At 64.7% G+C, this 26,087-nt stretch carries 20 protein-coding genes and 3 rRNA genes; 5 read left to right on the forward strand and 18 right to left on the reverse strand.

The window, feature by feature from the left end; genetic code table 11:
• Window positions 1-5 precede the first annotated feature (5 nt).
• Together EL337_RS20190 and EL337_RS20195 are read left to right on the forward strand one after the other, a co-directional pair.
• The gene (locus tag EL337_RS20190; RefSeq protein ID WP_048634354.1) at window positions 6-2,363 is read left to right on the forward strand and encodes a CaiB/BaiF CoA-transferase family protein; all 2,358 of its coding nucleotides are present in this window, start codon (window positions 6-8) and stop codon (window positions 2,361-2,363) included.
• Between the two features lie 61 nt (window positions 2,364-2,424).
• Window positions 2,425-3,357: a LysR family transcriptional regulator gene (locus EL337_RS20195; protein WP_048634353.1), complete on the forward strand. Its 933-nt coding sequence runs from the start codon at window positions 2,425-2,427 to the stop codon at window positions 3,355-3,357.
• Between the two features lie 2 nt (window positions 3,358-3,359).
• Here the strand turns inward: EL337_RS20195 and glsA are convergent, their stop codons facing one another.
• The gene (gene glsA, locus EL337_RS20200; protein ID WP_048634352.1) at window positions 3,360-4,655 is read right to left on the reverse strand and encodes a glutaminase A; all 1,296 of its coding nucleotides are present in this window, start codon (window positions 4,653-4,655) and stop codon (window positions 3,360-3,362) included.
• A 94-nt stretch (window positions 4,656-4,749) separates the two neighbouring features.
• Here glsA and EL337_RS20205 point away from each other — a divergent pair, with 94 nt between their 5' ends.
• Window positions 4,750-6,240 carry a DNA-3-methyladenine glycosylase 2 family protein gene (locus EL337_RS20205; protein WP_048634351.1) on the forward strand — a complete coding sequence of 497 codons (1,491 nt, stop codon included), beginning with the start codon at window positions 4,750-4,752 and terminating at the stop codon, window positions 6,238-6,240.
• The gene (locus tag EL337_RS20210; protein ID WP_048634350.1) at window positions 6,237-6,752 is read left to right on the forward strand and encodes a methylated-DNA--[protein]-cysteine S-methyltransferase; all 516 of its coding nucleotides are present in this window, start codon (window positions 6,237-6,239) and stop codon (window positions 6,750-6,752) included. Before EL337_RS20205 ends, EL337_RS20210 begins: the two co-directional genes overlap by 4 nt.
• Before the next feature lie 57 nt (window positions 6,753-6,809).
• On the opposite strand, the gene rrf is transcribed toward EL337_RS20210, so the two are convergent.
• The 4 genes from rrf to murA all read right to left on the reverse strand — a co-directional run bounded on the left by rrf (window position 6,810) and on the right by murA (window position 13,760).
• Window positions 6,810-6,922: ribosomal RNA gene (gene rrf / locus EL337_RS20215) — 5S ribosomal RNA — on the reverse strand.
• A gap of 136 nt (window positions 6,923-7,058) precedes the next feature.
• Window positions 7,059-10,176 (reverse strand): 23S ribosomal RNA (locus tag EL337_RS20220).
• A 467-nt stretch (window positions 10,177-10,643) separates the two neighbouring features.
• Window positions 10,644-12,163 (reverse strand): 16S ribosomal RNA (locus tag EL337_RS20225).
• The 16S, 23S and 5S rRNA genes sit together here, the layout of an rRNA operon.
• 343 nt (window positions 12,164-12,506) lie before the next feature.
• Window positions 12,507-13,760: a UDP-N-acetylglucosamine 1-carboxyvinyltransferase gene (gene murA / locus EL337_RS20230; RefSeq protein ID WP_048635309.1), complete on the reverse strand. Its 1,254-nt coding sequence runs from the start codon at window positions 13,758-13,760 to the stop codon at window positions 12,507-12,509.
• A gap of 82 nt (window positions 13,761-13,842) precedes the next feature.
• Between murA and EL337_RS20235 the strand changes: the two genes are divergently transcribed.
• A complete protein-coding gene (locus EL337_RS20235; RefSeq protein ID WP_048635308.1) occupies window positions 13,843-14,418 on the forward strand; it encodes a cob(I)yrinic acid a,c-diamide adenosyltransferase in 576 nt (191 codons plus the stop codon).
• An 18-nt stretch (window positions 14,419-14,436) separates the two neighbouring features.
• Here EL337_RS20235 and EL337_RS20240 read toward each other — a convergent pair whose 3' ends face one another.
• The 13 genes from EL337_RS20240 to prmC form a co-directional block, all read right to left on the reverse strand.
• The gene (locus EL337_RS20240; RefSeq protein ID WP_048635307.1) at window positions 14,437-14,883 is read right to left on the reverse strand and encodes a DUF2550 domain-containing protein; all 447 of its coding nucleotides are present in this window, start codon (window positions 14,881-14,883) and stop codon (window positions 14,437-14,439) included.
• 6 nt (window positions 14,884-14,889) lie between these two features.
• The gene (locus EL337_RS20245; RefSeq protein WP_048635306.1) at window positions 14,890-15,255 is read right to left on the reverse strand and encodes a F0F1 ATP synthase subunit epsilon; all 366 of its coding nucleotides are present in this window, start codon (window positions 15,253-15,255) and stop codon (window positions 14,890-14,892) included.
• Window positions 15,256-15,291: 36 nt separating this feature from the next.
• A complete protein-coding gene (atpD, locus tag EL337_RS20250; protein ID WP_048635305.1) occupies window positions 15,292-16,743 on the reverse strand; it encodes a F0F1 ATP synthase subunit beta in 1,452 nt (483 codons plus the stop codon).
• Window positions 16,744-16,785: 42 nt separating this feature from the next.
• The gene (locus EL337_RS20255) at window positions 16,786-17,715 is read right to left on the reverse strand and encodes a F0F1 ATP synthase subunit gamma (protein ID WP_048635304.1); all 930 of its coding nucleotides are present in this window, start codon (window positions 17,713-17,715) and stop codon (window positions 16,786-16,788) included.
• Between the two features lie 35 nt (window positions 17,716-17,750).
• A complete protein-coding gene (gene atpA, locus EL337_RS20260; RefSeq protein ID WP_048635303.1) occupies window positions 17,751-19,394 on the reverse strand; it encodes a F0F1 ATP synthase subunit alpha in 1,644 nt (547 codons plus the stop codon).
• A 91-nt stretch (window positions 19,395-19,485) separates the two neighbouring features.
• Window positions 19,486-20,820 carry a F0F1 ATP synthase subunit B/delta gene (locus tag EL337_RS20265; protein ID WP_048635302.1) on the reverse strand — a complete coding sequence of 445 codons (1,335 nt, stop codon included), beginning with the start codon at window positions 20,818-20,820 and terminating at the stop codon, window positions 19,486-19,488.
• The gene (locus tag EL337_RS20270) at window positions 20,821-21,321 is read right to left on the reverse strand and encodes a F0F1 ATP synthase subunit B (RefSeq protein WP_048635301.1); all 501 of its coding nucleotides are present in this window, start codon (window positions 21,319-21,321) and stop codon (window positions 20,821-20,823) included.
• Between the two features lie 9 nt (window positions 21,322-21,330).
• The gene (locus EL337_RS20275) at window positions 21,331-21,585 is read right to left on the reverse strand and encodes a F0F1 ATP synthase subunit C (RefSeq protein WP_048635300.1); all 255 of its coding nucleotides are present in this window, start codon (window positions 21,583-21,585) and stop codon (window positions 21,331-21,333) included.
• A gap of 67 nt (window positions 21,586-21,652) precedes the next feature.
• Entirely contained in the window at window positions 21,653-22,423 is a 771-nt protein-coding gene (gene atpB / locus EL337_RS20280; protein WP_197724135.1) for a F0F1 ATP synthase subunit A, read from the reverse strand.
• Between the two features lie 50 nt (window positions 22,424-22,473).
• Complete coding sequence (locus EL337_RS20285; protein ID WP_048635298.1) at window positions 22,474-22,920, reverse strand: ATP synthase subunit I; 447 nt, start codon at window positions 22,918-22,920, stop codon at window positions 22,474-22,476.
• 279 nt (window positions 22,921-23,199) lie between these two features.
• Window positions 23,200-24,417: a glycosyltransferase family 4 protein gene (locus EL337_RS20290; RefSeq protein ID WP_048635312.1), complete on the reverse strand. Its 1,218-nt coding sequence runs from the start codon at window positions 24,415-24,417 to the stop codon at window positions 23,200-23,202.
• 11 nt (window positions 24,418-24,428) lie between these two features.
• A complete protein-coding gene (locus EL337_RS20295) occupies window positions 24,429-25,097 on the reverse strand; it encodes an L-threonylcarbamoyladenylate synthase (protein ID WP_048635297.1) in 669 nt (222 codons plus the stop codon).
• 142 nt (window positions 25,098-25,239) lie between these two features.
• Window positions 25,240-26,067 (reverse strand): peptide chain release factor N(5)-glutamine methyltransferase, encoded by an 828-nt coding sequence (gene prmC, locus EL337_RS20300; RefSeq protein WP_048635311.1) that lies wholly within the window; start codon window positions 26,065-26,067, stop codon window positions 25,240-25,242.
• Window positions 26,068-26,087: the final 20 nt, after the last annotated feature.

Below are 26,087 nucleotides of genomic sequence, written 5' to 3' on the forward strand. Positions count from 1 at the left end.
CCGGAATGTCCGCTGCCTCATACGATCCGCCGCTCGCCGGGGTCCGGATACTGGACATGTCCTCCGGTCCGATGACGGCTGTCGGCCGCTTGTTCGCCGACCTCGGCGCGCATGTCACGGTGCTCCGTCTGGCCGGCGTCCCCGGCCACCCGCCGGTCGGCCCGCACATCGACGGTGTGCCGGTCGCCACCGCGATCGACCGGCACGGCATGCCGGCAGTCGAGATCGACCTCTGGACGGCGGTCGGACAGGAGCAGTTCAGCCGTCTCCTCGCCGGCGCCGACATCCTGATCGAGGACACCCAGCCGGGGTCACCGGCCGAATCGGCGCTGTCGGTGCGAGATGTCCGTGCCGCTCATCCGCAGCTGGTGATCCTGTCGATCAGCGATTTCGGACGTGACACCGAGTACCGCACCTGGCAGGCGACCGGCCCTGTCCTGCACGCGCTTGCCGGTGAGCTGTCCCGGTCCGGCGTTCCCGGCCGGGAGCCGTTGACGCCACCGGCGGAGTTGCCCTACCAGGTGGCGGCCGCGCAGGCCGCGGTGATGACACTCAGCCTTTTCCTGGACCGGTTGCGGACCGGCGAAGGCGACATGATCGACTTCTCCGTTCTCGACGGCGCGATGCAGACACTCGACCCGCCGTTCGGAACGGCAGGCAGCGCGTCGGTCGGGGTGGCGGTCAGCGCGCAGCAGCGCGACTGGAACGCCGAGCGCCAGCGCTACCCCATCTTCGCCTGCAAGGACGGTCACGTCCGCATCTGTGTGCTGTCCACACGGCAATGGCACGGAATGTTCGAGTGGATGGGCCGGCCCGAGGAGTTCGCCGACCCCTCCTACGCCAAGCTCGGCAAGCGGTTCAGGTCCCCGCATCTTCTCGACGCGATCGGGCGCTTCTGCGCCGACAAGACGCGCGCTGAACTGGAGGCACAGGGCCAGGCACACGGTGTACCGGCCGCAGCGGTTCTCACCCTGTCCGAAGCCCTCAACGCCGACCACTTCACCGCACGCGGATTCTTCCGCGACGTGGAGCTCGCGCCCGGCGTGGTCGCCCCGGTTCCGTTGGGCGTCAGCGAGATCGACGGCCACCGCGCCAGCGCCCTCGCGGCGGCAGGCGAACCGCCTGCCATTCGCCGCCTGGACGCCGCACCGCTGCTGGCCGGCCGGGATCGCCGCGGCGAGGGGCGTCCGCTGGAGGGCATCCGCGTCCTGGACCTCGGCGTGATCGTCGTGGGCGCCGACACCGGACGGCTTTTCGGCGATCTCGGGGCCGACGTCGTCAAGATCGAACACTCGGCGCACCCGGACGGGCTGCGGATCGGCAAGCCGACGGTCATGACGCAGCCGTTCGCCGCCGGACACCGCAACAAGCGCTCGATCGGCATCGACCTGCGGTCCCCCGAGGGCAGAGCCCTCGCTCACCGCCTGGTGGCCCAGTCCGACGTGGTGCTCACCAACTACAAACCGGGCGTGGCCGATTCTCTGGGGATGGACTACGCGACGCTTCGGCAGATCAACCCCGAGATCGTGGTGGTCGACAGCTCGGCGTTCGGGCCGACAGGTCCGTGGGCCAAGCGGCTCGGGTATGGCCCGCTGGTGCGGTCCGCCGTGGGCTTCACCAACCTGTGGGTGTATCCCGATGACACCGAGACGTTCTGCGACACCGTCACCGTCTACCCCGACCACGTCGCCGCCCGGATCGGCACGCTCACCGCGCTGGCGCTGCTGCTGCGCCGCGAGCGCACCGGCAGCGGCGGCGCGGCCAGCATCTCGCAGGCCGAGGTCATGCTCAGCCACCTCGCCGCAGACATCGCCGCTGACGCACTGCAGCGTGGCGGGCACGTCCGGACCGACGAGCCACGCACCGACCTTCCGTGGGGCTCCTTTCCGGCCGACGGCGACGACACCTGGGTCACCGTCTCCGTCCGCGACGACGCAGACCGGCGCGCGCTGGCCGACGTCATCGGCTTCACCGACGAGGGCGGGCGGGCGCTCGTCGACGCGCTGGCGACCTGGACGTCGCAGCGCTCCCGGACAGAGGCGATGGACCTGCTGCAGGCGGCCGGCGTGCCTGCCGGCGCGGTTCTGCACGCCCACGACATTCCCGGGTGGGGGTACTACCAGCAGCGCCGCGCATTTCGGGAAGAGCTGCATCCGCACGGGCCGGCACCGTTCATGTTGGAGAACGTGCAGGTCCACTGTGACCACGTGGCCGACCCGCCGCTGGGTCAGGCGCCACTGCTCGGTGAACAGACCTCTGAGATCGCCACCGAACTGCTCGGCCTCGACCCCGACCAGATCGATGATCTGCACCGGCGCGGGGTGCTGGAGACGCCGCAGGCGCAATCTGCGGCGCTACCCTGATCACCCAGCGCAGGCCGTCTCGTAGCATTCGAGGGGGTTCACCGGTGCGACTGCGGCAGGAATGGACATCGACCTCACCAGGCTCAGGTACTTCGTCGCAGTTGCCGACGAACTGCACTTCAAGCGTGCCGCGGACAAGCTGATGATCACGCCGCCGCCGCTCAGCAAGCAGATCAAATTGCTGGAGAAGGAGCTGGGCGGCGCACTGTTCGAGCGCAGCTATCACGAGGTGCGGTTGAGCCCCCTCGGCCAGCGGCTGGTGGGCCCGGCGCGGGAGATCCTGCGCCAGGTCGAGGAATTCAAGACGGCGGCAGCGCAATCGGTGCAGGGGCAGGCACCGATACGGGTGAGCGCGACCGCGTACGCCCCATCCGACCTGCTCGCGCAGCTGGAGACGGTGCTGTCGGGTCTGTCGGTCCCGGCCGCGTTCAGCGTCCCCGGTTCGGCCGCGGAAGTCACCGCCAAGCTCATCGCCGGCCACGCCGAGCTCGGCCTGATCCACCTGCCTGCGTCGGACAAGCGGCTGCGCTGCCACGTGGTGGCCCGCTACCAGGGCGGGGTGGCGGTGCGTTTCGACGATCCGCTGGCCGCCAAGGATCTGGTGTCCATCGAGGAACTGCGCGACCGGGACGTGGCGATCGACTTCGCCCGGCCCAACCCTGTCGTCCTCGCCGGACTCACGCGGCTGCTCAACCGCCGGGGAATCCACCGCATCGTCCGGACCACCCAGCAGCGCGGCGGCGAGGTCGAGATGGCAACCCAGGTGTTCAATCGGCATCTCGTCGCGGTGGTCAGCTACGCACCGGACTCCTTCATCGGCAAGATCTTCTCGCCGCCGGAGTTCAAGCTGATTCCGGTGGACGAGTCCACCTGGGCGCCTGCAGAAATCGCGTTGGCATGGGTGCCGGAGCGGGTGCAGCCACGGCTCTCGGAGGTGGAGTCGACGGTCGCGCAGATCGCCGCGCTGATGGGCCCCGTGCATCGCGGCGCCTGACCTCAGTGGGTGCTGCGCAGCCCGCTGTCACGCCACGTCGTCGCTGCGGCGACCGCGTCGTCGACGGCTCGATAGCGGACGGCCTCCAACCCGGGTTCGTTCCGGATGACGATCCCGTCGGGGTCGACGAGGTAGCCCTCCTTGCCTTCCGCGCGCAGCGCGGCACTCATCCCCGACAGCAGCGCCCGCGCGGCGTCGTCGATGTCGTCCACGCCGGAGACGTCGAGGATCGCGACGTCGAAGTCGTTCCGCTCGCGGTCGACGCGCCGGACCACCTGCTCGGCACCGCTGAACAGCAGATCACCGTGCGTCTCGTACACCCGGATGCCCTCGCCGGCTTTGTACGTGGCCCGCAGCGTCGCCCGCGAATCACGTGACACCGTGAGGAAGTGCAGGCCGAGTTGTTCAGAAAGGCTGCGGCACAATCGCACTCCGCGCACACTGTTGCCCTTCTCGTCGAGAAGCGGCGAGTAGGTGCCGATGCCCAACTGCCCGGGCAGCACCGCGACGATGCCGCCGCCGACCCCGCTCTTCGCCGGCAGGCCCACCGCGCTGACCCAGTCCCCGGCGGCGTCGTACATGCCGCAGGTGACCATCACCGACAGGGCGCGCTTGACCACCGACGCACCGGTTACCCGGCGGCCGGTCTGGGGGTTGACGCCGCCGCGCGCGAACGTCGCGCCCATCTTTGCGAGGTCGGTGGACGTGACGCGGAGTGAGCACTGACGGTAGTACACATCGAGGACCTCATCGGGGTCACCGTCGAGCACCCCGAAACTCTGCAGCATGTAGCCGATCGCGCGGTTGCGGCTCCCCGTCGCCTTCTCCGAGGTGTAGACGTCGTGGTCGAGCTCCAGCTGGCGACCCGCGAACCCCGAGTAGAACTCGCGGATCACCGCGAACCGTTCGTCGGGCGAGCTCGCGGGAATCAGCGAGACCGCCGCGATGGCCCCGGCGTTGATCATCGGGTTCTTGGGGATCTTCGTGGTGTGGTCGACGCTGATCTCGTTGAAGGCCTCGCCCGAGGGCTCGACACCGATCTTGGCGTCGACCGCCTCGGCACCGATCTGGTCGAGCGCGAGCGCGTAGGTCAACGGCTTGGAAATGGACTGGATCGTGAATTCCACTGCTGAATCGCCGGATTCGTAGATGAATCCGTCAGCCGACGAGAGCGAGAGGCCGAAGCCGTTCGGGTCGACGGCGGCCAACTCCGGGATGTAGTCGGCCAGGGCACCGTCGGTGACGCCTGCGTGTTCGGCGCGGATCTGGTCGAGGTAACGCTGCACCAATTCGGCCATGGGCGGAAGTGTAGGCGCAGCGATCTGGCCGGCAGGCGACGACGATGTCGCTTTTCCGCTAGTCCTGTCGGTGGCCACGTGTAAGTGTCATGTCATGCACGCTGACTTCGACCGCTGTTATCGGGCGGTGCAGTCCAAGGACGCCCGCTTCGACGGGTGGTTCGTCACGGCCGTGCTGACCACGAAGATCTACTGCCGACCGAGCTGTCCGGTCCGTCCGCCGTACGCCGAGAACATGAGGTTCTACCCCACGGCGGCGGCTGCCCAACGCGCCGGCTTCCGGGCATGCAAGCGGTGCAGGCCCGACGCCTCACCCGGCTCGCCGGAATGGAACGTGCGCAGCGATGTGGTGGCCCGCACCATGCGCCTCATCGCCGACGGCGCGGTCGACAGAGACGGTGTCACCGGGCTCGCCTCCCGCGTGGGCTACACCGTCCGGCAGTTGGAAAGACTCATGCAGGCCGAAGTGGGGGCAACACCGTTGGCGCTGGCACGCGCTCAGCGGGCCCAGATGGCACGGGTGCTCATCGAGACCACCGAGATGGCGTTCAGCGACGTCGCATTCGCGGCGGGGTTCTCCAGCATCCGCCAGTTCAACGACACCGTACGGACGGTATGTGGTCTCACCCCGACGATGTTGCGCGCCCGCGCCCGCACCCGACTGGACCGCGACGACGCTGTCGGGACCGGTGTGATGTCGCTGCGCCTGCCGGTGCGGGCGCCGTTCGCGTACGAAGGGCTGTTCGGACACCTGGCGGCCAGCGCCGTTCCCGGTGTCGAAGAAGTGCGTGACGGCGCCTACCGCAGGACATTGCGTCTGCCACACGGCAGCGGGATCGTGAGCCTGACTCCTCACCCCGATCATGTGCGATGCCGCCTCGTGCTCGACGATTTCCGCGACCTGTCCACGGCGACAGCCAGGAGCCGACGCCTGCTGGACCTCGATGCCGATCCCGAGGCGATCGTGGACGCGCTCGGAACCGACGAGAGCCTCGCCCCGTTGGTCGCCAAAGCCCCGGGCCAGCGCATCCCCCGCACCGTCGACGAGCACGAGCTTGCAGTCCGGGTGGTGCTGGGCCAACAGGTCTCGATGGCCGCAGCACGCACGCACACTGCTCGGATCGTCCATGCCTACGGGCATGGGATCGATGACCCCGAAGGCGGTCTCACCCATGTCTTCCCGTCCATGGCGCAGATCGCCGACATCGACCCCCGCCACCTTGCGTTCCCCAAGGCGCGTCAGCGTTCGCTGGGCGCCCTGGTCACCGCGCTCGGTGACGGAACAGTGCGGCTCGACCCCGGGTGCGATTGGGACACCGCTCGTGAGCAACTTCTGGCCGTGCCCGGCATCGGTCCGTGGACCGCAGAGATGATCGCGATGCGGGGCCTGGGTGATCCCGACGCGTTTCCCGTCACGGATCTCGGCGTCCGCGTCGCAGCCGAGCAAGTGGGCCTGCCATCGGCACCACGCTTGCTCACCGAGCGCAGCAGCAGCTGGCGGCCATGGCGTTCCTATGCGACGCAACACCTTTGGACAGCGCTTGACCATGCAGTGAACCACTGGCCACCCCGGGAGAAACGATGAATGGTGTGCGATATCGAACGATGGACAGCCCGGTGGGCCCCCTGACGCTGGCCGGCGAGGGCGAACGGCTGCAACATCTGCGAATGGTCGATCAGACCTACGAACCCGATCGCACAAACTGGCGCCAGGACGATTCCGCTTTTGCGGATGTGGTTGCACAACTGGACGAGTATTTCGGCGGACTACGGCGCGAATTCGAACTCGATCTCGACCTCGTCGGCACGGCCTTTCAACGACGGGTGTGGAGGGCGCTGCTCACCATTCCCTACGGAGAAACGCGATCGTACGGCCAGATCGCCCGTGAGATCGACGCACCCGGAGCGAGTCGCGCCGTCGGATTGGCGAACGGACACAACCCGATCGGAATCATCGTGCCATGCCATCGGGTTATCGGGGCGAATGGCGGCCTCACCGGATATGGCGGCGGATTGGAACGCAAAAGAATGCTGCTGGGAATGGAGAAAACCAATTCTTCGACGGCCGTCCCGACATTATTCGACCATTTCCATTGATCTCTGGAAATGCCTGTGCCCCCCAATTTGCATTGGGGGGCACAGGACTTAAATTGTGTTCGGCGGTGTCCTACTTTTCCACCCGGAGGGGTAGTATCATCGGCGCTGGCAGGCTTAGCTTCCGGGTTCGGGATGGGTCCGGGCGTTTCCCTGTCGCTATTACCGCCGTAACTTTATTCACTCGTTTGTGAGTGTAACTTTGTGGGCCCCTGTGTTATTTGGTGGTGGGGTGTGGTTCACACATATTACCCGGGGGTTTTATGTGTGTTGTGTGGTTTGTGGTTGTGGTTGCGAGGTTTTGTTGGTTGTTGTAAGTTTTCGGCCGGTTAGTGCCAGTTCCCTGCGACTATTACTAGTCTTCTAGGTCTGGTCTATCGATCCCGTGGTCTGCGGGGGGCCTTATCCCACTGAATGGGTGAGAAGCCTGGTCTTGGAGGGGGTTTCCCGCTTAGATGCTTTCAGCGGTTATCCTGTCCGAACGTGGCTATCCAGCGGTGCCCCTGGTGGGACAACTGGTGTACCAGAGGTTCGTCCGTCCCGGTCCTCTCGTACTAGGGACAGGTTTCCTCAAGCTTCTGACGCGCGCGGCGGATAGAGACCGAACTGTCTCACGACGTTCTAAACCCAGCTCGCGTGCCGCTTTAATGGGCGAACAGCCCAACCCTTGGGACCTGCTCCAGCCCCAGGATGCGACGAGCCGACATCGAGGTGCCAAACCATCCCGTCGATATGGACTCTTGGGGAAGATCAGCCTGTTATCCCCGGGGTACCTTTTATCCGTTGAGCGACACCCCTTCCACTCAGAGGTGCCGGATCACTAGTCCCGACTTTCGTCCCTGCTCGACATGTACGTCTCGCAGTCAAGCTCCCTTGTGCACTTACACTCAACACCTGATTGCCGTCCAGGTTGAGGGAACCTTTGGGCGCCTCCGTTACTTTTTAGGAGGCAACCGCCCCAGTTAAACTACCCGCCAGGCACTGTCCCTGAACCGGATATACGGTTCGAGGTTAGAGGCCCAATACGATCAGAGTGGTATTTCAACAATGACTCCACCAAAACTGGCGTCTTGGTTTCACAGTCTCCCACCTATCCTACACAAACCGTATCGAGCACCAATACCAAGTTGTAGTGAAGGTCCCGGGGTCTTTTCGTCCTGCCGCGCGTAACGAGCATCTTTACTCGTAATGCAATTTCGCCGAGTCTATGGTTGAGACAGTTGAGAAGTCGTTACGCCATTCGTGCAGGTCGGAACTTACCCGACAAGGAATTTCGCTACCTTAGGATGGTTATAGTTACCACCGCCGTTTACTGGGGCTTAAATTCTCCGCTTCACCCCGAAGGGTTAACGGGTCCTCTTAACCTTCCAGCACCGGGCAGGCGTCAGTCCGTATACATCGTCTTGCGACTTCGCACGGACCTGTGTTTTTAGTAAACAGTCGCTTCTCACTGGTTTGTGCCACCCACGACCGCTGCCGGCAGCAAGTGCCATGACGGTATGTGGGTCCCCCTTCTCCCGAAGTTACGGGGGCATTTTGCCGAGTTCCTTAACCATAGTTCACTCGTACGCCTTGGTATTCTCTACCTGACCACCTGTGTTGGTTTGGGGTACGGGCCGTGTGTGCGCTCGCTAGAGGCTTTTCTCGACAGCATAGGATCACCGAATTCGCCTCAATCGGCTATGCATCACCTCTCAGACATATGAGTGACGGATTTGCCTATCACTCGTCCTACAGGTTTACCCCAGTATTACCACTGACTGGTACGGCTACCTTCCTGTGTCACCCCATCGCTTGACTACTACCCGTCCGGGTCCCGCGCAGCCGGTGAACCCCGCACCCCGAAGGGATTGGTGGACCACCATTTGGGCGGTTAGCAGAACGGATTCATCAGGGACGCTCACACACGGGTACGGGAATATCAACCCGTTGTCCATCGACTACGCCTGTCGGCCTCGCCTTAGGTCCCGACTCACCCTGGGCGGACTGGCCTGGCCCAGGAACCCTTGGTCTTTCGGCGGGCAAGGTTCTCACTTGCCTTATCGCTACTCATGCCTGCATTCTCACTCCCACACCCTCCACAGCTAGATCACTCTGCTGCTTCACCGGATGCAGGACGCTCCCCTACCCAGCACAACAAGTGTGCTGCCGCGGCTTCGGCGGTGTGCTTGAGCCCCGCTACATTATCGGCGCACAATCACTTGACCAGTGAGCTATTACGCACTCTTTCAAGGGTGGCTGCTTCTAAGCCAACCTCCTGGTTGTCTTCGCGACTGCACATCCTTTTCCACTTAGCACACGCTTAGGGGCCTTAGCCGGCGATCTGGGCTGTTTCCCTCTCGACGCACGGAGCTTATCCCCCGCCGTCTCACTGCCGCATTCAACCGTGTCGGCATTCGGAGTTTGGCTGACGTCAGTAACCTTGTGAGGCCCATCGGCCATCCAGTAGCTCTACCTCCGACACGAACACTGCGACGCTGCACCTAAATGCATTTCGGGGAGAACCAGCTATCACGGAGTTTGATTGGCCTTTCACCCCTACCCACAACTCATCCCCTCAGTCTTCAACCTAAGTGGGTTCGGGCCTCCACGCGGTCTTACCCGCGCTTCACCCTGGCCATGGGTAGATCACTCCGCTTCGGGTCCAGAACACACCACTACACCAAGCACTGTTGCTTGGATACGCCCTATTCAGACTCGCTTTCGCTACGGCTACCCCACACGGGTTAACCTCGCGACATGTCCCTGACTCGCAGGCTCATTCTTCAAAAGGCACGCCATCACCCCACCACGAAGGAGGGCTCTGACGGATTGTAAGCGCACGGTTTCAGGTACTATTTCACTCCCCTCCCGGGGTACTTTTCACCATTCCCTCACGGTACTAATCCGCTATCGGTCACTGGGAAGTATTCAGGCTTACCGGGTGGTCCCGGCAGATTCACAGCAGATTTCACGGGCCCGCTGCTACTCGGGGACACATCACAGGAGCTATCGAGTTTTCGGTTACGGGGCTCTCACCCTCTACGGCAGGCCATCCCAAGCCACTTCACCTAACCCCACAGTTTCTTACTCCTGCCCTCATCGGCGGATGAGAGAAGACGAACCCCACAACACCGCACACACAACCCCCGCCGGGTATCACATGCACACGGTTTAGCCATCCTCCGCTTTCGCTCGCCACTACTCACGGAATCACTTTTGTTTTCTCTTCCTACGGGTACTGAGATGTTTCACTTCCCCGCGTTCCCCCCCGACACCTATGTATTCAGTGCCGGGTGACACGACATCACTCGTGCCGGGTTTCCCCATTCGGACATCCTCGGATCCACGCTCGGTTGACAGCTCCCCGAGGCATATCGCAGCCTCCCACGTCCTTCATCGGCTCCCAGTGCCAAGGCATCCACCATGCGCCCTTAAACACTTACAACACAAAACCAAAAAAATGAGTCATCACCCACACACAACCCCGCCCCCTCCAAAAAGAAAGAGACAGAACCCTGTGCGGGTATCAGAAAAATTTGCATTACAACCAGACACACAACACCACAAGCACTGTGCGTCTAGATGCTCGCAACCACTATCCACAAATCAAACACCACACCCCACCACCAAAGCAGGGCAACAACAAGACCCCCACCCCCTCGAACCGAAATCCAACCGGGGTAAAGGCCGGCACACGATCCTCCAACGAGAACCGGGCCGCGGGCTTGTTGTCTCAAAGCCCAATAGTGTGTCTGATGGTCATCCTCACCGGCATTTCCCAACCGGCTCGCTAAGTCTGTTGTGTGCACCAGACCCTGAAACCCACTACAGGCCAGGGCCATCCAACGAATCGCCTGATTCACCGAACCCCCACACGATGTGGGCGGGACCAGGTCTCGTGGTGCTCCTTAGAAAGGAGGTGATCCAGCCGCACCTTCCGGTACGGCTACCTTGTTACGACTTCGTCCCAATCGCCGATCCCACCTTCGACGGCTCCCTCCCACAAGGGGTTAGGCCACCGGCTTCGGGTGTTACCGACTTTCATGACGTGACGGGCGGTGTGTACAAGGCCCGGGAACGTATTCACCGCAGCGTTGCTGATCTGCGATTACTAGCGACTCCGACTTCACGGGGTCGAGTTGCAGACCCCGATCCGAACTGAGACCGGCTTTGAAAGGATTCGCTCCACCTCACGGCATCGCAGCCCTTTGTACCGGCCATTGTAGCATGTGTGAAGCCCTGGACATAAGGGGCATGATGACTTGACGTCATCCCCACCTTCCTCCGAGTTGACCCCGGCAGTCTCTCACGAGTCCCCGCCATTACGCGCTGGCAACATAAGATAAGGGTTGCGCTCGTTGCGGGACTTAACCCAACATCTCACGACACGAGCTGACGACAGCCATGCACCACCTGCACACAGGCCACAAGGGAATACCTATCTCTAGGCACGTCCTGTGCATGTCAAACCCAGGTAAGGTTCTTCGCGTTGCATCGAATTAATCCACATGCTCCGCCGCTTGTGCGGGCCCCCGTCAATTTCTTTGAGTTTTAGCCTTGCGGCCGTACTCCCCAGGCGGGGTACTTAATGCGTTAGCTACGGCACGGATCCCAAGGAAGGAAACCCACACCTAGTACCCACCGTTTACGGCGTGGACTACCAGGGTATCTAATCCTGTTCGCTCCCCACGCTTTCGCTCCTCAGCGTCAGTTACTGCCCAGAGACCCGCCTTCGCCACCGGTGTTCCTCCTGATATCTGCGCATTCCACCGCTACACCAGGAATTCCAGTCTCCCCTGCAGTACTCCAGTCTGCCCGTATCGCCCGCACGCCCACAGTTGAGCTGTGAGTTTTCACGAACAACGCGACAAACCACCTACGAGCTCTTTACGCCCAGTAATTCCGGACAACGCTCGGACCCTACGTATTACCGCGGCTGCTGGCACGTAGTTGGCCGGTCCTTCTTCTCCAGGTACCGTCACTTGCGCTTCGTCCCTGGCGAAAGAGGTTTACAACCCGAAGGCCGTCATCCCTCACGCGGCGTCGCTGCATCAGGCTTGCGCCCATTGTGCAATATTCCCCACTGCTGCCTCCCGTAGGAGTCTGGGCCGTATCTCAGTCCCAGTGTGGCCGGTCACCCTCTCAGGCCGGCTACCCGTCGTCGCCTTGGTGAGCCGTAACCTCACCAACAAGCTGATAGGCCGCGGGCCCATCCCACACCGCAAAAGCTTTCCACCACACGACATGCATCGCGTAGTCCTATTCGGTATTAGACCCAGTTTCCCAGGCTTATCCCAAAGTGCAGGGCAGATCACCCACGTGTTACTCACCCGTTCGCCACTCGAGTACCCCGAAGGGCCTTTCCGTTCGACTTGCATGTGTTAAGCACGCCGCCAGCGTTCGTCCTGAGCCAGAATCAAACTCTCCAAACAAAAACCCCGGGACAAACCCGGCAGAATTCACAATCAGAGAAATCCGATCATCAAACAAGACACCAAAACTGGCATCAAAAAAACATCCACCCCTAAACGGGAAAAAGAGGTGAACAAAAACAACAAACAAAAACCACCAAACACACTATTGAGTTCTCAAACAACACACCCGGTTTTCAGGCAACCCTGCCAGCTTACATAAACTGGTCGGGGTAGTCAAGCCTCGTCCTCTAGATCCGATCTAACTCCGACCGGATCGGGCCGCTTGCTTCTGTGGAAATACTACGCGCTGTCAGCCAAAGCCCCAAATGACCAGTACAGGGGCGGTATAGCGGCCTGGAAGCTACTGCACGCGCTCGATCTCCGCACCCAATCCGACGAGATTTTCCACGAACTTCGGATAGCCGCGGTCGATGTGAAACACGTCGTGCACCTCGGTGTCACCGTCGGCGACCAACCCGGCCAACACCAGACCCGCGCCGGCCCGGATGTCCGACGACCACACCGGTGCGCTCGACAGCTGCGGAATCCCGCGCACGACCGCATGGTGTCCATCGGTCCGGGCATCGGCGCCGAGCCGGATCATCTCCTCGACGAAGCGGAACCGCGCCTCGAAGACGTTCTCGGTGATCATCGATGTGCCATCGGCGATCGCCGCCAATCCGATGGCCATGGGTTGCAGGTCGGTCGGAAATCCTGGGAACGGCAGGGTGGCGACATTGACCGCCTTCGGCCGCTCGTACTGCACCACCCGGAACCCGTCATCGGTCTGTGTGACGGTCGCGCCGGCATCGTGCAGTTTGTGAAGCACCAATTGCAGGTGCGCGGGGTCCACTCCGGCTACCGAGATGTCGCCGCGCGTCATCGCCGCGGCGATCCCCCACGTCGCTGCGACGATCCGGTCCCCGATCACCCGGTGCTCCGTGGGGTACAGGCGGTCGACGCCGGTGATGGTCAGCGTCGACGATCCCGCACCGGCGACCTGGGCGCCCATCTCGTTGAGCATCGTGCAGAGATCGACGACGTCCGGTTCCCGCGCGACGTTATGGATCGTGGTCACGCCGTCGGCCAGCACCGCGGCCATGAGAATGTTCTCCGTCGCCCCGACCGACGGGAACTCCAGCTGAATCTCCGCGCCGTGCAGATGTTCGGCCTCGGCCACCACACAGCCGTGCTCGATGTTGCATCTGGCCCCCAGCTGCCGCAGACCCGCCTGATGCATGTCGAGCGGGCGGGAGCCGATGGCGTCGCCGCCCGGGAGAGCGACCTTGGCCTTCTTACACCGGCCCACCAGCGGCCCGAGCACGCATACCGACGCCCGGAACTGCCGCACCGCGGCGAAGTCTGCGTCGTATTTCAGCTCGTCCGGCGAAGTGATCCGCACAGTGTCGCCGTCCAGTTCGACCGTGGCACCGAGCCCGCGCAGCACCTCCGCCATCAGCGGCACATCGAGAATGTCCGGACAGTTGGTGATGGTGCTGGTGCCCTCCGCGAGCAGGGCCGCGGCCATCAATTTCAGCACACTGTTCTTGGCGCCCCCGACGGCAACTTCGCCCGATAACCGGCTACCACCGGTCACCACGAATCGCTCGCTCACGCCGGTCAGTGTAAACAGCCCGGTGGGTCATGTCAGGCTGCCGAGCCGAGGCGGTCCCACAGTGCCCGGTACCGTTTGCACCATGGCAGTGCACCTGACGAGGATTTATACGCGGACCGGCGACGATGGCACCACCGGCCTCAGCGACTTCAGCAGGGTGTCGAAGAACGATGCACGACTGGCGGCCTACGCCGACTGTGACGAGACCAACGCCGCCATCGGCGTCGCAGTGGCACTCGGCTCCCCCGACGAGCGCATCCTGGGGGTGCTACGCCAGATTCAGAACGACCTGTTCGACGCCGGTGCCGACCTGTCCACTCCGGTGGTCGAGAACCCCGAATACGCCCCGCTGCGCATCCAGCAGACCTACATCGACCGCCTGGAGAAGTGGTGCGATGAATTCAACGAATCCCTGCCCGCACTGAACTCGTTCATCCTGCCTGGCGGTACGTCGTTGTCGGCGCTGCTTCATGTGGCCCGCACCGTGGCCCGACGCGCGGAACGGTCCGCCTGGAGAGCAGTCGACACTCACGGAGATTCCATCAGCGTGCTGCCGGCGAAGTACCTGAACAGGTTGTCTGACCTGCTGTTCATTCTGTCCCGGGTGGCGAACCCGGACGGGGACGTGCTCTGGAAGCCGGGAGCACAGGGGCAATAGCCCCCGCGGATAACGGACTCAATAAGATCTGCGCCGTGTCCGCGGAGAGGGCCGCGACTCCAGCCAGGACGTGAATGCGGTCAGCGCGCCTCGGTCCAGCGCGATCTCGTATCCGCGTCCCCGGTCCGGCCCGGCGTCCCGCAGTTCGAGCACGACGATCTCGTCGGTCATGATGTCGAACTCGTCGCCGCGGGGTGGGCGCCGCGACACCACCTCCAGGCCGCGCCTGCTCAGGGTCCGGTCCGGCCACCAGCGCAGGCTCGACAACCGGTAGAAACCGGCTTCACCGCCGCGGTACCGCATCACCCCGTGCCGCCAGCCGTGACCACCGACCGCGGGGACGTCCCGCAAGATTGCTGCCGTGCCACCGACCTGCCTGAGCTTCCACAGCCGGTAGGTCAGGGCGACGACGACGAGCAGTAGCACGCCGACCAGCGCGACCATGAACAGCATGGACGCGCTCATCGGCGGTCAGTCCAGTTGGCCGAGGGCGCGCAGGCGCGCCCGACCCCATGCCGCGGTGCGCTCGTCCTCCGACTCGGAGTCCTGCTTGGCCGAGTCCGCATCGATCTCCGACTCGAACTCGGCGTTCTCCACCAGAATTCGGACTGTCTCTTCGGTCACGGAGAGAAATCCCCCGTCGATCGCGATCCGGAGATCGTCCTCGCCCTCGCGTTCGACCCGCACCATGGCGTCGTCGACGAGCTGCGCCACCAGCGGGATATGCCGCGGCAGGATGCCGATCTCACCGGCGGTGGTGCGGGTGAACACGAAAGTGGCTTCACCCGACCAGAGCTCGCGCTCGACGGCGACGATCTCGACGTTCAGTTCCGCCATGTCACACCACCCATCTGTTCTTCGCGCAAGCGCTCATCACAGCTTGGCGCCGAGGCTCTCGGCCTTCTTCGCCAGGTCGTCCAGGCCGCCGATCAGGAAGAACGCCTGCTCGGGGAGGTGGTCGAAGTCGCCCTTGCTGAGCTTGTCGAAGGCCTCGATGGTCTCCTTCAGCGGCACCGTCGAGCCCGGCTGTCCGGTGAACTGCTCGGCGGCCATCATGTTCTGACTCAGGAAGCGCTCGATACGCCGCGCGCGCTGCACCAGCTGCTTGTCCTCTTCGGCGAGTTCGTCGACACCGAGGATGGCGATGATGTCCTGCAGATCCTTGTAGCGCTGCAGGATCCGGATGACTTCCTGGGCCACGCGGTAGTGCTCGTCACCGACGACGCCGGGGTCGAGGATGGTCGAGCTCGACGCCAGCGGATCCACGGCCGGGAAGATGCCCTTGGAGAACACGTTACGGCTGAGCTCGGTGGTGGCGTCCAGGTGCGCGAACGTGGTGGCCGGCGCCGGGTCGGTGTAGTCGTCGGCGGGCACGTACACGGCCTGCATCGACGTGATGGACCGACCACGGGTCGAGGTGATGCGTTCCTGCAGCTCGCCCATCTCGTCGGCCAGGGTCGGCTGGTAACCCACGGCGGACGGCATACGACCGAGCAGTGTGGAGACCTCGGAGCCGGCCTGGGTGAACCGGAAGATGTTGTCGATGAACAGCAGCACGTCCTGCTGCTTCTCGTCGCGGAAGTACTCGGCCATCGTCAGGGCCGACAGCGCGACGCGCATACGCGTGCCGGGCGGCTCGTCCATCTGGCCGAACACCAACGCGGTGTCCTTGAGCACGTCGGCGTCCGCGAGCTCCACCCAGAGGTCGTTGCCCTCACGGGTGCGCTCCCCCACGCCGGCGAACACCGAGGTGCCACCGAAGTTGCGGGCGATGCGGTTGATCATCTCCTGGATCAGAACGGTCTTGCCGACGCCGGCGCCGCCGAACAGGGCGATCTTGCCGCCACGCACGTACGGGGTGAGGAGGTCGACGACCTTGAGGCCGGTTTCGAGCATCTCGGTGCGGGGCTCGAGCTCGGCGAATGGCGGTGGCTTGCGGTGGATCGACCAGTGGTCGAAGTCCTCGCCGTAGCCGGGCTCGTCGAGGCAGGCGCCGAGTGCGTTGAACACGTGGCCCTTGACGCCGTCGCCCACGGGCACCGAGATGGACCGACCCGAGTCGGTCACCTCGACGCCGCGCACCAGACCGTCGGTGGGCTGCATGGAAATGGTGCGCACCAGGTTGTCGCCCAGGTGCTGCGCGACCTCGAGGGTCAGGGTCTTGGCCAGGTCACCGTAGGTGATCTCGGCGTTCAGAGCGTTGAACAGCTCCGGCACCGAGCCCCGCGGGAACTCCACGTCCACGACCGGCCCGGTGATACGTACGACGCGACCGGCCGAACCGCTCTTGCTGTCGCTCTTGGTTTCTTCTGCGGTAGCAGTCATTTCCTCTTCGCTTCCTACGGTGGCTTGTCGTGTCGTTGTGGGCTAGCGGGCGTCGGCCAGCGCGTTGGCCCCGCCGACGATCTCGCTGATTTCCTGGGTGATCTGAGCCTGGCGTTCGCGGTTGGCCTGCAGGGTCAGGTCCTTGATGAGGTCGTCGGCATTGTCCGAGGCCGACTTCATGGCGCGTCGGCGCGACGCCGACTCCGAGGCCGCGGCCTCCAGCAGCGCGGCGTAGACGCGGGTCGCGACGTACCGCGGAAGCAGCGCGTCGAACAGACTCTCCGCATCCGGCTCGAACGAGAAGAGGGTGCGCGGCCCGTCGTCTTCGGGCTCGTCCTCGACGTACTCGACCACCATCGGCGCGATCCGGCGCGCTGCCGCCGACTGCGACAGCATCGACCTGAACTCGGTGAAGACGATGTGGAGTTCGTCGACGCCGAGGATGCCGTCGTCGCCCGCGTCGTCACCGTCGTCGTCGGCGCCGGACATGAATGCCGTCACCAGGGTGTCGGCGATCTCGCGGGCCTGCTCGTAGGTGGGGCGCTCGGAGAAGCCGGTCCACGACTCCACCACGTCGCGCTGGCGGAAGTTGAAGTAGCCCAACGCCTTCCGACCGACGACGTAGACCACCGGCTCCTTGCCCTCCTCGCGCAGCAGCGAGAAGAGCTCTTCGGTCTGGCGCAGCACGTTCGCGTTGTACGCGCCGCACAAGCCGCGGTCCGACGACACCACCAGCACCGCGGCGCGGCGCGGATTCTCGCGCTGCACCAGCAGCGGGTGGTCCAGTGCGCTGGCACTGGCAAGCTCGGTGAGCATGCTCGTGATCTCGCGCGCATAGGGCCGAGCCGCCTCGACTCGGGCCTGCGCCTTCGCGATTCGCGACGTCGCGATGAGTTCCTGGGCCTTGGTGATCTTCTTGATCGACCCGGCGGAACGGATGCGCCCACGAAGCTCGCGCAGTGTTGCAGCCATCTAGCTCTCCAGACCCTTCAGTGCCTTCTGCGTCACTACTTCTTCGCCGGCTTGCGGACCTTGACGGATTCCTTCTCGACGTCCTCTTCGTCCATCGCTTCGGCCTCCGCCTCGTTCACCGCCACGGAGCTACCGTCGCTGGCCGAGAAGCCCTTCTTGAACTCGTTGATGATGTCGTTCAGGCGATCCTGGGACTCCTCGGGGAGCTTCTTGGTCTCCCGGATCTCCTTCAGGACGTCCTCGTGGGCCGCCTTGACGTGCTCCAGCACCTCGCGCTCGAAACGCGCGACGTCCTCGACGGGAACGGAGTCCAGGTGTCCCTTGGTGCCGAGGAAGATCGCGATGACCTGATCCTCGACCGGGTACGGCGTGAACGCCGGTTGCTTGAGCAGCTCGACCAGGCGTGCGCCGCGCTCCAGCTGCGCCTTGGACGCCGGATCCAGGTCCGAGGCGAACGCGGCGAAGGACTCGAGCTCGCGATACTGCGACAGCTCCAGACGGAGACTTCCCGCCACTTCCTTCATCGCCTTGATCTGTGCGGCACCACCGACGCGGGACACCGAGACACCGACGTTGATGGCCGGTCGCACGCCCTGGTTGAACAGGTCGGACTCCAGGAAGCACTGGCCGTCGGTGATCGAGATGACGTTGGTCGGGATGAACGCCGAGATGTCGTTGGCCTTGGTCTCGATGATCGGCAGCCCGGTCATCGATCCACCGCCGAGCTCGTCGGACAGCTTGGCGCAACGCTCCAGCAGCCGCGAGTGCAGGTAGAACACATCGCCGGGGAATGCCTCGCGACCCGGCGGGCGACGCAGCAGCAGCGAGATGGCGCGGTAGGCGTCAGCCTGCTTCGAGAGGTCGTCGAACACGATCAGGACGTGCTTGCCGTCGTACATCCAGTGCTGCCCGATGGCAGAACCGGTGTAGGGCGCAAGCCATTTGAAGCCGGCTGCGTCGGAGGCGGGCGCGGCGACGATGGTGGTGTACTCCATCGCGCCACCGTCTTCGAGCGCCCGCTTCACGCTGGCGATCGTGGTGCCCTTCTGGCCGATCGCGACGTACACGCAGCGCACCTGCTGCGTGGGATCGCCGGTCTCCCACGCCTCACGCTGGTTGAGGATGGTGTCGACGCAGACCGCGGTCTTGCCGGTCTTGCGGTCGCCGATGATCAGCTGGCGCTGACCGCGGCCGATCGGGGTCTGCGAGTCGATGGCCTTGATACCGGTCTGCAGCGGCTCGGACACGCCCTGGCGCTGAACCACCGACGGAGCCTGGAGCTCCAGCGCGCGGCGCTCGGTCGACTCGATGTCGCCCTGGCCGTCGATCGGCTGGCCGAGCGGGTTGATGACGCGGCCGAGGAACGCGTCGCCGACCGGCACCGAGAGGACCTCACCGGTGCGCTTGACCTGCTGGCCCTCTTCGATCTTCTCGAAGTCGCCGAGGATCACGACGCCGACGCTGTGCTCGTCGAGGTTCAGCGCGACACCCAGCACACCGCCTGGGAACTCGAGGAGTTCCTGGGTCATGACCGAGGGAAGCCCCTCGACGTGCGCGATACCGTCGCCGGCGTCGATGACGGTACCGATCTCTTCGCGCTCGGTGTCGGCGGAGAACGAAGATACGTAGTCCTCGACGGCGCTTTCGATGTCAGAAGCGGAGATTGTCAACTCTGCCATGGTTCTTCGTCTTCCTGCCTGGAGTTAATCGGGTGGTCTGTGGAGTTCCGGAGTCTGTATCAGTGCTGTCGTTTCTTCGCGCGAGCGCTCATCAATCCGGAAGCTGCGTCTGGGCGGCCGCCAGGCGCGAGGCGATGGAACCGTCGATGATCTCGTCGCCGACGGCGATCGAAAGCCCGCCGAGCAGTTCCGGATCGACGTGCAGCTGGACGCCCACCGGACGCCCGTAGATGCGCGTCAGCACGTCGGTGAGCCGGGTCCGTTGCGCATCGGACAGCTCCGCGGCGGCCGTGACGTGGGCGACGATCTCGCCCCGGCGCGCGACTGCGAGCTCTGCGAGGTCGACAACGGCCTCGTCGGCGCGCTCCCCGCGCAGAAGCCCGACGGTTTGGCGCAACAGTTCGGCAGCGGTGCCATTGGCGCCGGAAGAATCGATCACCTTGTCCAGCAGCCCGATCCGGCCCTCGGCAGGAGCTGTGTAGTCGCTCAGCAGCGAAGTCAGGCGGGGCTGGTCGTCGAGCAGGCGGCCGAACCGGAAGAGCTGCTCCTCCACCTCGTCGACCTCGTCGGAGACCTCGGCCCGCTTCAGCAGGGCGAGCCTCGCGAGGTGCTCGATGGCGTCGACCAGATTGGATTCCTCGGACCAGCGCTGTGACACGGCGGTCCGCACGAGGTCGAGGGTGTGGTCGTCGACCTTGCCCGACAACAGGGTCTCGGCGAGACGGATCTTGGGTGCCGGATCGTCGGTGGGCCTGGCGAGGTGCCTGGCCAGCACCGGCTGGGAGATCAGCAGACGCGCGACCGAGACCAGCTCGTCGGCCAGCGTGGTCAGTCCGGGCTCACGCAGTCGGCCTGCGACGGTGTCGAATTCGCTGACGAGTGTGGCGAGCGAGTCGCGGCTGGCCGCACGCAGGCGGGCGGTGGCGCCGGTCTCGATGGTCGCCTCTGACGGCGTCATCTGATCCAGTTCGTCCAGGAACCGGTCGACGGTCGCCGCCTGGGCCGCCGGGTCGGCGACGTGGGCGCGGACGAGTTCGTCGGCCTTGCGGACGGACTGTTCACCCAGACCGGCCCGCAGCTGACGGATCACCTGCTGGCGCATCATCTGAAGCTGCTGCGCGCCTTGCGATTTGATTCGCTCGGCTTCCAGGCCCGCCTGCTCCTGCAGCTGGGCCTCGATGCGCTCGGAGTCGTGCTTGGCCTCTTCGGTGACCTTGGCCGCCGCCGCTTTGGCATCTTCGACGGCCTTGGCGTGCATCGCGTCCGCATCGGCGAGCTTCCTCTCCGCTTCCGCGCTCTCGGCGAGTGCGACGCGGATGGCCTCCTGCTGCTTCTGCATCAGGCCCTTCACCAGCGGAACGACCCACTTCATGAGGATTGCGACGATGACCGCGAACCCGATCAGCTGGCCGATGAATGTCGACATCTACTGGCTCCCGCCTGATTTCACATCAACGCCGAGGATCCGGCTGGCCAAGGTGGAGGAAAGGTTGCCCACCGAGTCCTGCAGTTGGGTCTGCGTCGATGCGCGCTGATCGGACAGCTCGGCGTCCGCTTGACGCACGGTCTCGGCGACCTCGTCGCTGGCCTCGGCCCGCTTCTCGTCGACGACCTGCCTGCCGGCTGTCCGGGCTTCGTCACGAATGGACGATGCCTGCGAGCGCGCACCGGCCATGGTCTCGTCGTAGTCGGCCTGGGCGGCGGCGACCTGCTCGGCCGACTTGCGGTTGTCCGCGGCAGTCTTGGCCAGCATCGCCTCACGTGCAGCAATAACCTTGCTGACGGGAGGCACAACCCATTTCGCGATCACCCCAAGGGTGATCAGGAAGATGAGCAGTACCACGAAGAAGGTGCCGTTGGGGACCAGGAAGTTGCTCTGGCCCCCGCCTTCTTCCGCGGCGAGGAGGGATACGGTCACTTCACCCATGCCGATGGATTACGACGCGCCCGGCGTGGCGAAGACGAACAGCGCCATGAAGGCCAGGTTGATGAAGTACGCGGCCTCGACCAGGCCGACGGTGATGAAGAACGGTGTGAACAGGCGACCCTGAGCCTCGGGCTGCCGGGCGATGCCGGCGATCAGGGCGTTACCCGCAATACCGTCACCGATGCCGGCACCGATGGCGCCGCCACCCATGATCAATCCGCCGCCGATCAGAGCGCCGGCCGTGATGAGGGCCTGTGGATCCATTCCTTATTCCTCCTTGATAACTGGCGGCGGTGCCGCCAGATTTCGTGGTCGTACGGGTCGTGCAGGTCTAGTGGTGGTCTTCGTCCAGTTCCATCGACTGGCTGAAGTACAGGATCGTCAGCAGAGCGAAGATGAACGCCTGGATCAATCCGACGAACAGGTCGAACGTCTTCCAGATCGCGTTGGGCGCCCACTGGACGTACCAGGGGAACATCGCGATGAGCGCCACCAGGATGCCGCCGGCGAAGATGTTGCCGAAAAGTCGGAGTGCCAGCGAGATCGGCTTGGCGAGCTCTTCGACGATGTTGATCGGCGCCAGGAAGGCGACGTGCCCCTTGACGACCTTGATCGGGTGCCCGATGATGCCGCGACGCCAGATGCCCGCGGCGTGGTAGCAGATGAACACGAACAGCGCGAGCGCCAGTACGAAGTTGATGTCCGAGGCCGGTGGCTTGTACAGCTCGGCGGCAGCGCCGTCGGATCCGCCGTACTGCCAGGGAAACACGGCCAGCCAGTTGGAGATCAGGATGAAGGCGAACAGTGCGACGGCCAGCGGCAGCACGAACGGTGCGACCTTCATCCCGATGGAGCCCTCGATCTGCTGGCGCATCTGGATGGTGAGTGCCTCCCAGAACAGCTGCACACCGCCGGGCACGCCCGTCGCGGTGACCTTGGACTTCAGGAAGAACGCCAGCCCGATGATGATCACCGCGGTGATCGCGGTGGCGAGGATGGTGTCGCCGTTGAACGTCATACCGAACATCTCGAACACCAGCGTGTGGTGTCCGACGTGGATGGCGGCGCCACCTTCCTCAGCGGCGAGGATGGATTCGGTCATCGTCCCTGTCATTTCCCGTTCAGTCGGTCCAGCGCGTTCATGGCGTCAGATCAATTCTTCGAATCGGTGTCGAGCACGTTGAGGCCCTCGCTGCGGATCTTCTTCATCACCGGCAGGCTCGTGCTGAGCACCAGCAGGGCCTGGAAGATCGCAAGACCGAAGAGCACCGCGATGCCGCCGTGCTCACGGAAGACGAAGGCGATGGTGAGTGCGACTGCGGTGATGACCAGCAGCCGGGTCGCCGAGTTCACCGCCATCTTCTTCTTCAGCGGGTGGTCCTCGGCGGTGATCGCCTCGACCGCCCGGCGCACCAGCAGAGCGTTGATCAAGCCGAGGCCTAGGCCGACCCCGAAGAAGGCGCCGAAGAAGATGTTGCCCGTGAACCCGGACGCCAGCAGTGCGACACCGGTCAGAGCAATGCACACGATGAGGAGGCGGACCGGCCTGAATGCAACGGATGGGAACACCAACGGCGCGTCTTGCGCTGGCGTCGTCACTGCGTCACCTCTATCCCGCGGTCGTCGAAACTGATAGGCCACAAGGAGGTCGCCTCGATGTTCCTGTGCGTGGCGCCCGTAGCGTATCGGAGCGCGATGCGCACGCTGGAATCACCCAAGGGGTAGCTCCCTGTTTCGGTCAAAATGTCGGTCGGTATTCCGTTCCGATCGGTACTGAGAAGTGAACGCACCGAGCGGCCCGGGGGCCGGCAACCCGCGAGGTCTTTTCGGGTTCTCACAAAACCCTAACACATGGTGAGGGCCATAAAAGAGGGCCTACTACTTTTCGTCGTATACCTCGGCCACGGGTCCATTTCGGCGCCTCAGCAGCGGTATCAGGGTGACGACGACGGCGATCAGGACGGCTCCCGCCATGACCACCGCGGTGCGGCGCGGGTCGAAGAAAATCGTGCTCGCAGCCCCCAGCGCCGCGATGCCCACCCAGAGGTAGATGAGCAGCACCACCCGACGGTGCGAGTGGCCGATCTCGAGCAGTCGGTGGTGCAGATGCATCTTGTCGGGGCTGAACGGACTCAGCCCTTTGCGGGTGCGCCGGATGATCGCGAGCAGCATGTCGAGGGCGGGGACGAACATGACAGCGACCACGAGCAGGAACGGTGACAGCAACGCGAACACATCGCGGGCGCCGTACGCGGTCTGCGAGATCGGCCCGGCGGCGGTGGTCGACGCCGCGGCGAGCATCAGGCCGATCAGCATCGACCCGGAATCGCCCATGAAGATCCGGGCCTTGTGGAAGTTGTGCGGAAGAAATCCGAGGCATACACCCGCCAGCACGACCGAGATGACGGCAGGCGGATAGAACAGCACGTCGCCGCCGTGGTCGCGCAACAACCCGACAGAGAACATGCAGATGGCCGACGCCGTGATGAGGCCGAGGCCGGCCGCCAGCCCGTCCAGGCCGTCGACGAAGTTCATCGCGTTGACGATGGCCACCGTCAGCGCGAGGGTCAGCATGATGGAGGCCACCTGGTCCAGCACGATGGTGCCGACGCCGCCGATCGGGATGTACAGCACGCTCCAGGCCACGCCCATCGTCACGAGCACGCTTGCGGCGGTGATCTGACCGGCGAACTTGGTCAGAGCGTCCAGCCCCCACCGATCGTCGATCAACCCGACGAGCATGATCAGCCCACCGGCGACGACCACCGCGGGCAGGCCGGACGAGTAGACGAACCCCCGGGTCAGCGCGGGCAGCTGCGAGGCCAGCAGGACGGCCGCCACCACGCCGAGGTACATCGCCAGCCCACCCATCCGCGGGGTCGGCTGCACGTGGACGTCGCGTTCGCGCGGGAAGGCCACCGCGCCCCAACGGGTGGCCAGCACCCGAACCCAGCCGGTGGCCAGGTAGGTGATGATCGCCGCGGTCAGACCGACCAGCGCGAGTTCCCGCAGCGGCACACCCGCGCCGCGGTCGGAGAGCGCGATCAGGCTCTCCCCCGCCTGTGTGGCGGTGATCGTCGCTGGACCCAGATGCACGAAAGTCCAGATCACTCTGCCTGAGGGGCGGTGAGGGTCTGCGCTTCCACACCGAGTACGGCCGCGATCGCGTCGAGGGTGACCGGGCCTTCCCGCAGCACCCGGGGATGTGCACCGGTGAGGTCGACGATCGTCGATGCCGCCTGCTGCTCGGCCTGGCCGCCGTCGAGGTACACCTCGACGAGGTCGCCGAGCTGATCGCGGGCTTGTCCGGCGGTGACCGCGGCGGGGCGACCGGAGATGTTGGCACTGGATACGGCCATCGGGCCGACCTCGCGCAGCAACTCGATCGCGACGGGGTGCAGCGGCATCCGCAGCATCACCGTGCCGTTGGCGTCGCCGAGGTCCCACTGCAGGGACGGCGCCTGCCGGACGACCAGGCTCAACGCACCCGGCCAGAACGCGCGGATCAGTTCTTTGGCACTGTTGGGCACCGAATAGACCAGCCCCTGGATGGTGTGCCACGAGCCGACCAGCACGGGCACCGGCATGTTCCGCCCTCGCCCTTTCGCCGCCAGCAGCGCGGCGACTGCCTCGCTGTCGAAGGCGTCGGCGCCGATTCCGTAGACCGTGTCGGTGGGCATGACGACCAGACTGCCGCCCTTGAGGGCACTGATCGCCGAGGCGATCCCGGTCGCACGCTGTTCCGGATCGGCACAGTTGAACATTTCTGCGCTCATGCGCGATCCGCCTTCGCTTCTCGCTGCGTCATGCGCGATCCGCCTTCGCTTCTCGCTGCGTCATGCGCGATCCGCCTTCGCTTCTCGCTGCGTCATGCGCGATCCGCCTTCGCTTCTCGCTGCCGTCACACTCGCCAGCCTCTCACCCGGTCCGCACCGCGGTCACGAATCGTGGCCGGCCTGCGAGGTCGTGTCGGGCCGTCACCTCGCTGAAACCGCCGACCCGCAGGAACGCGTCGACGGTCTGTCGTGTCGTCGTGTCGTCGTGCTCGACGGCGCAGCGGCCGCCGGGCACAAGCAGCCGGGCCGCCGCGGTGACGATGGGCTCTATCACCGCCATGCCGTCCGCGCCGCCGAACAGCGCGTGCGCCGGGTCGTGCTGGGCCACTTCAGGGTCCAGAGGCGTGCCGTCGGGGATGTAGGGCGGGTTGGCGACGAGCAGGTCGACGGCGCCGTCGAGCGCACCGAGCAGGCCGGGCTCGGTGACGTCTGCACGCACCAGCTCCACGGCGGTGCCGGCGACATTGCGCTGCGCATAGGCGAGCGCCTCGTCGGAGTCGTCGACGGCGATGACCCGCGCGCCTGGAATGCTCCGCGCCAGTGCCACCGCCAGCGCACCCGACCCGGTGCACAGGTCGACGATCAATGGGTCACTCGACAATTGCTGCGCTGCAGCCCATTCCAGTAGGGATTCGGTTTCCGGCCGCGGCACGAACACGCCGGGGCCGACGTGGACGGTGACCGGGCCGAACGCCGCGGTTCCGATCAGGTGCTGCAACGGGACGCGCTCGGCGCGCTGGGCGATCAGCTCGCGCAGGCGCGCATCGAACGTGACGTCGGGCTCGACGAACGCGACGCGTCCGCGCTCGGTCCCTGCCGCGTGGGCCGCCAGGAACTCCGCGTCGACCCGAGGCGATCCCACCCCTGCCGCGGCGAGAGCGGCGGTGGCGTCGTCGATCATCTGTCGCATGGTCGCAGCCCGATCGGCGA

This window comes from Mycolicibacterium aurum (assembly GCF_900637195.1).
In the GTDB taxonomy this organism is placed as follows: Bacteria; Actinomycetota; Actinomycetes; order Mycobacteriales; family Mycobacteriaceae; genus Mycobacterium; species Mycobacterium aurum.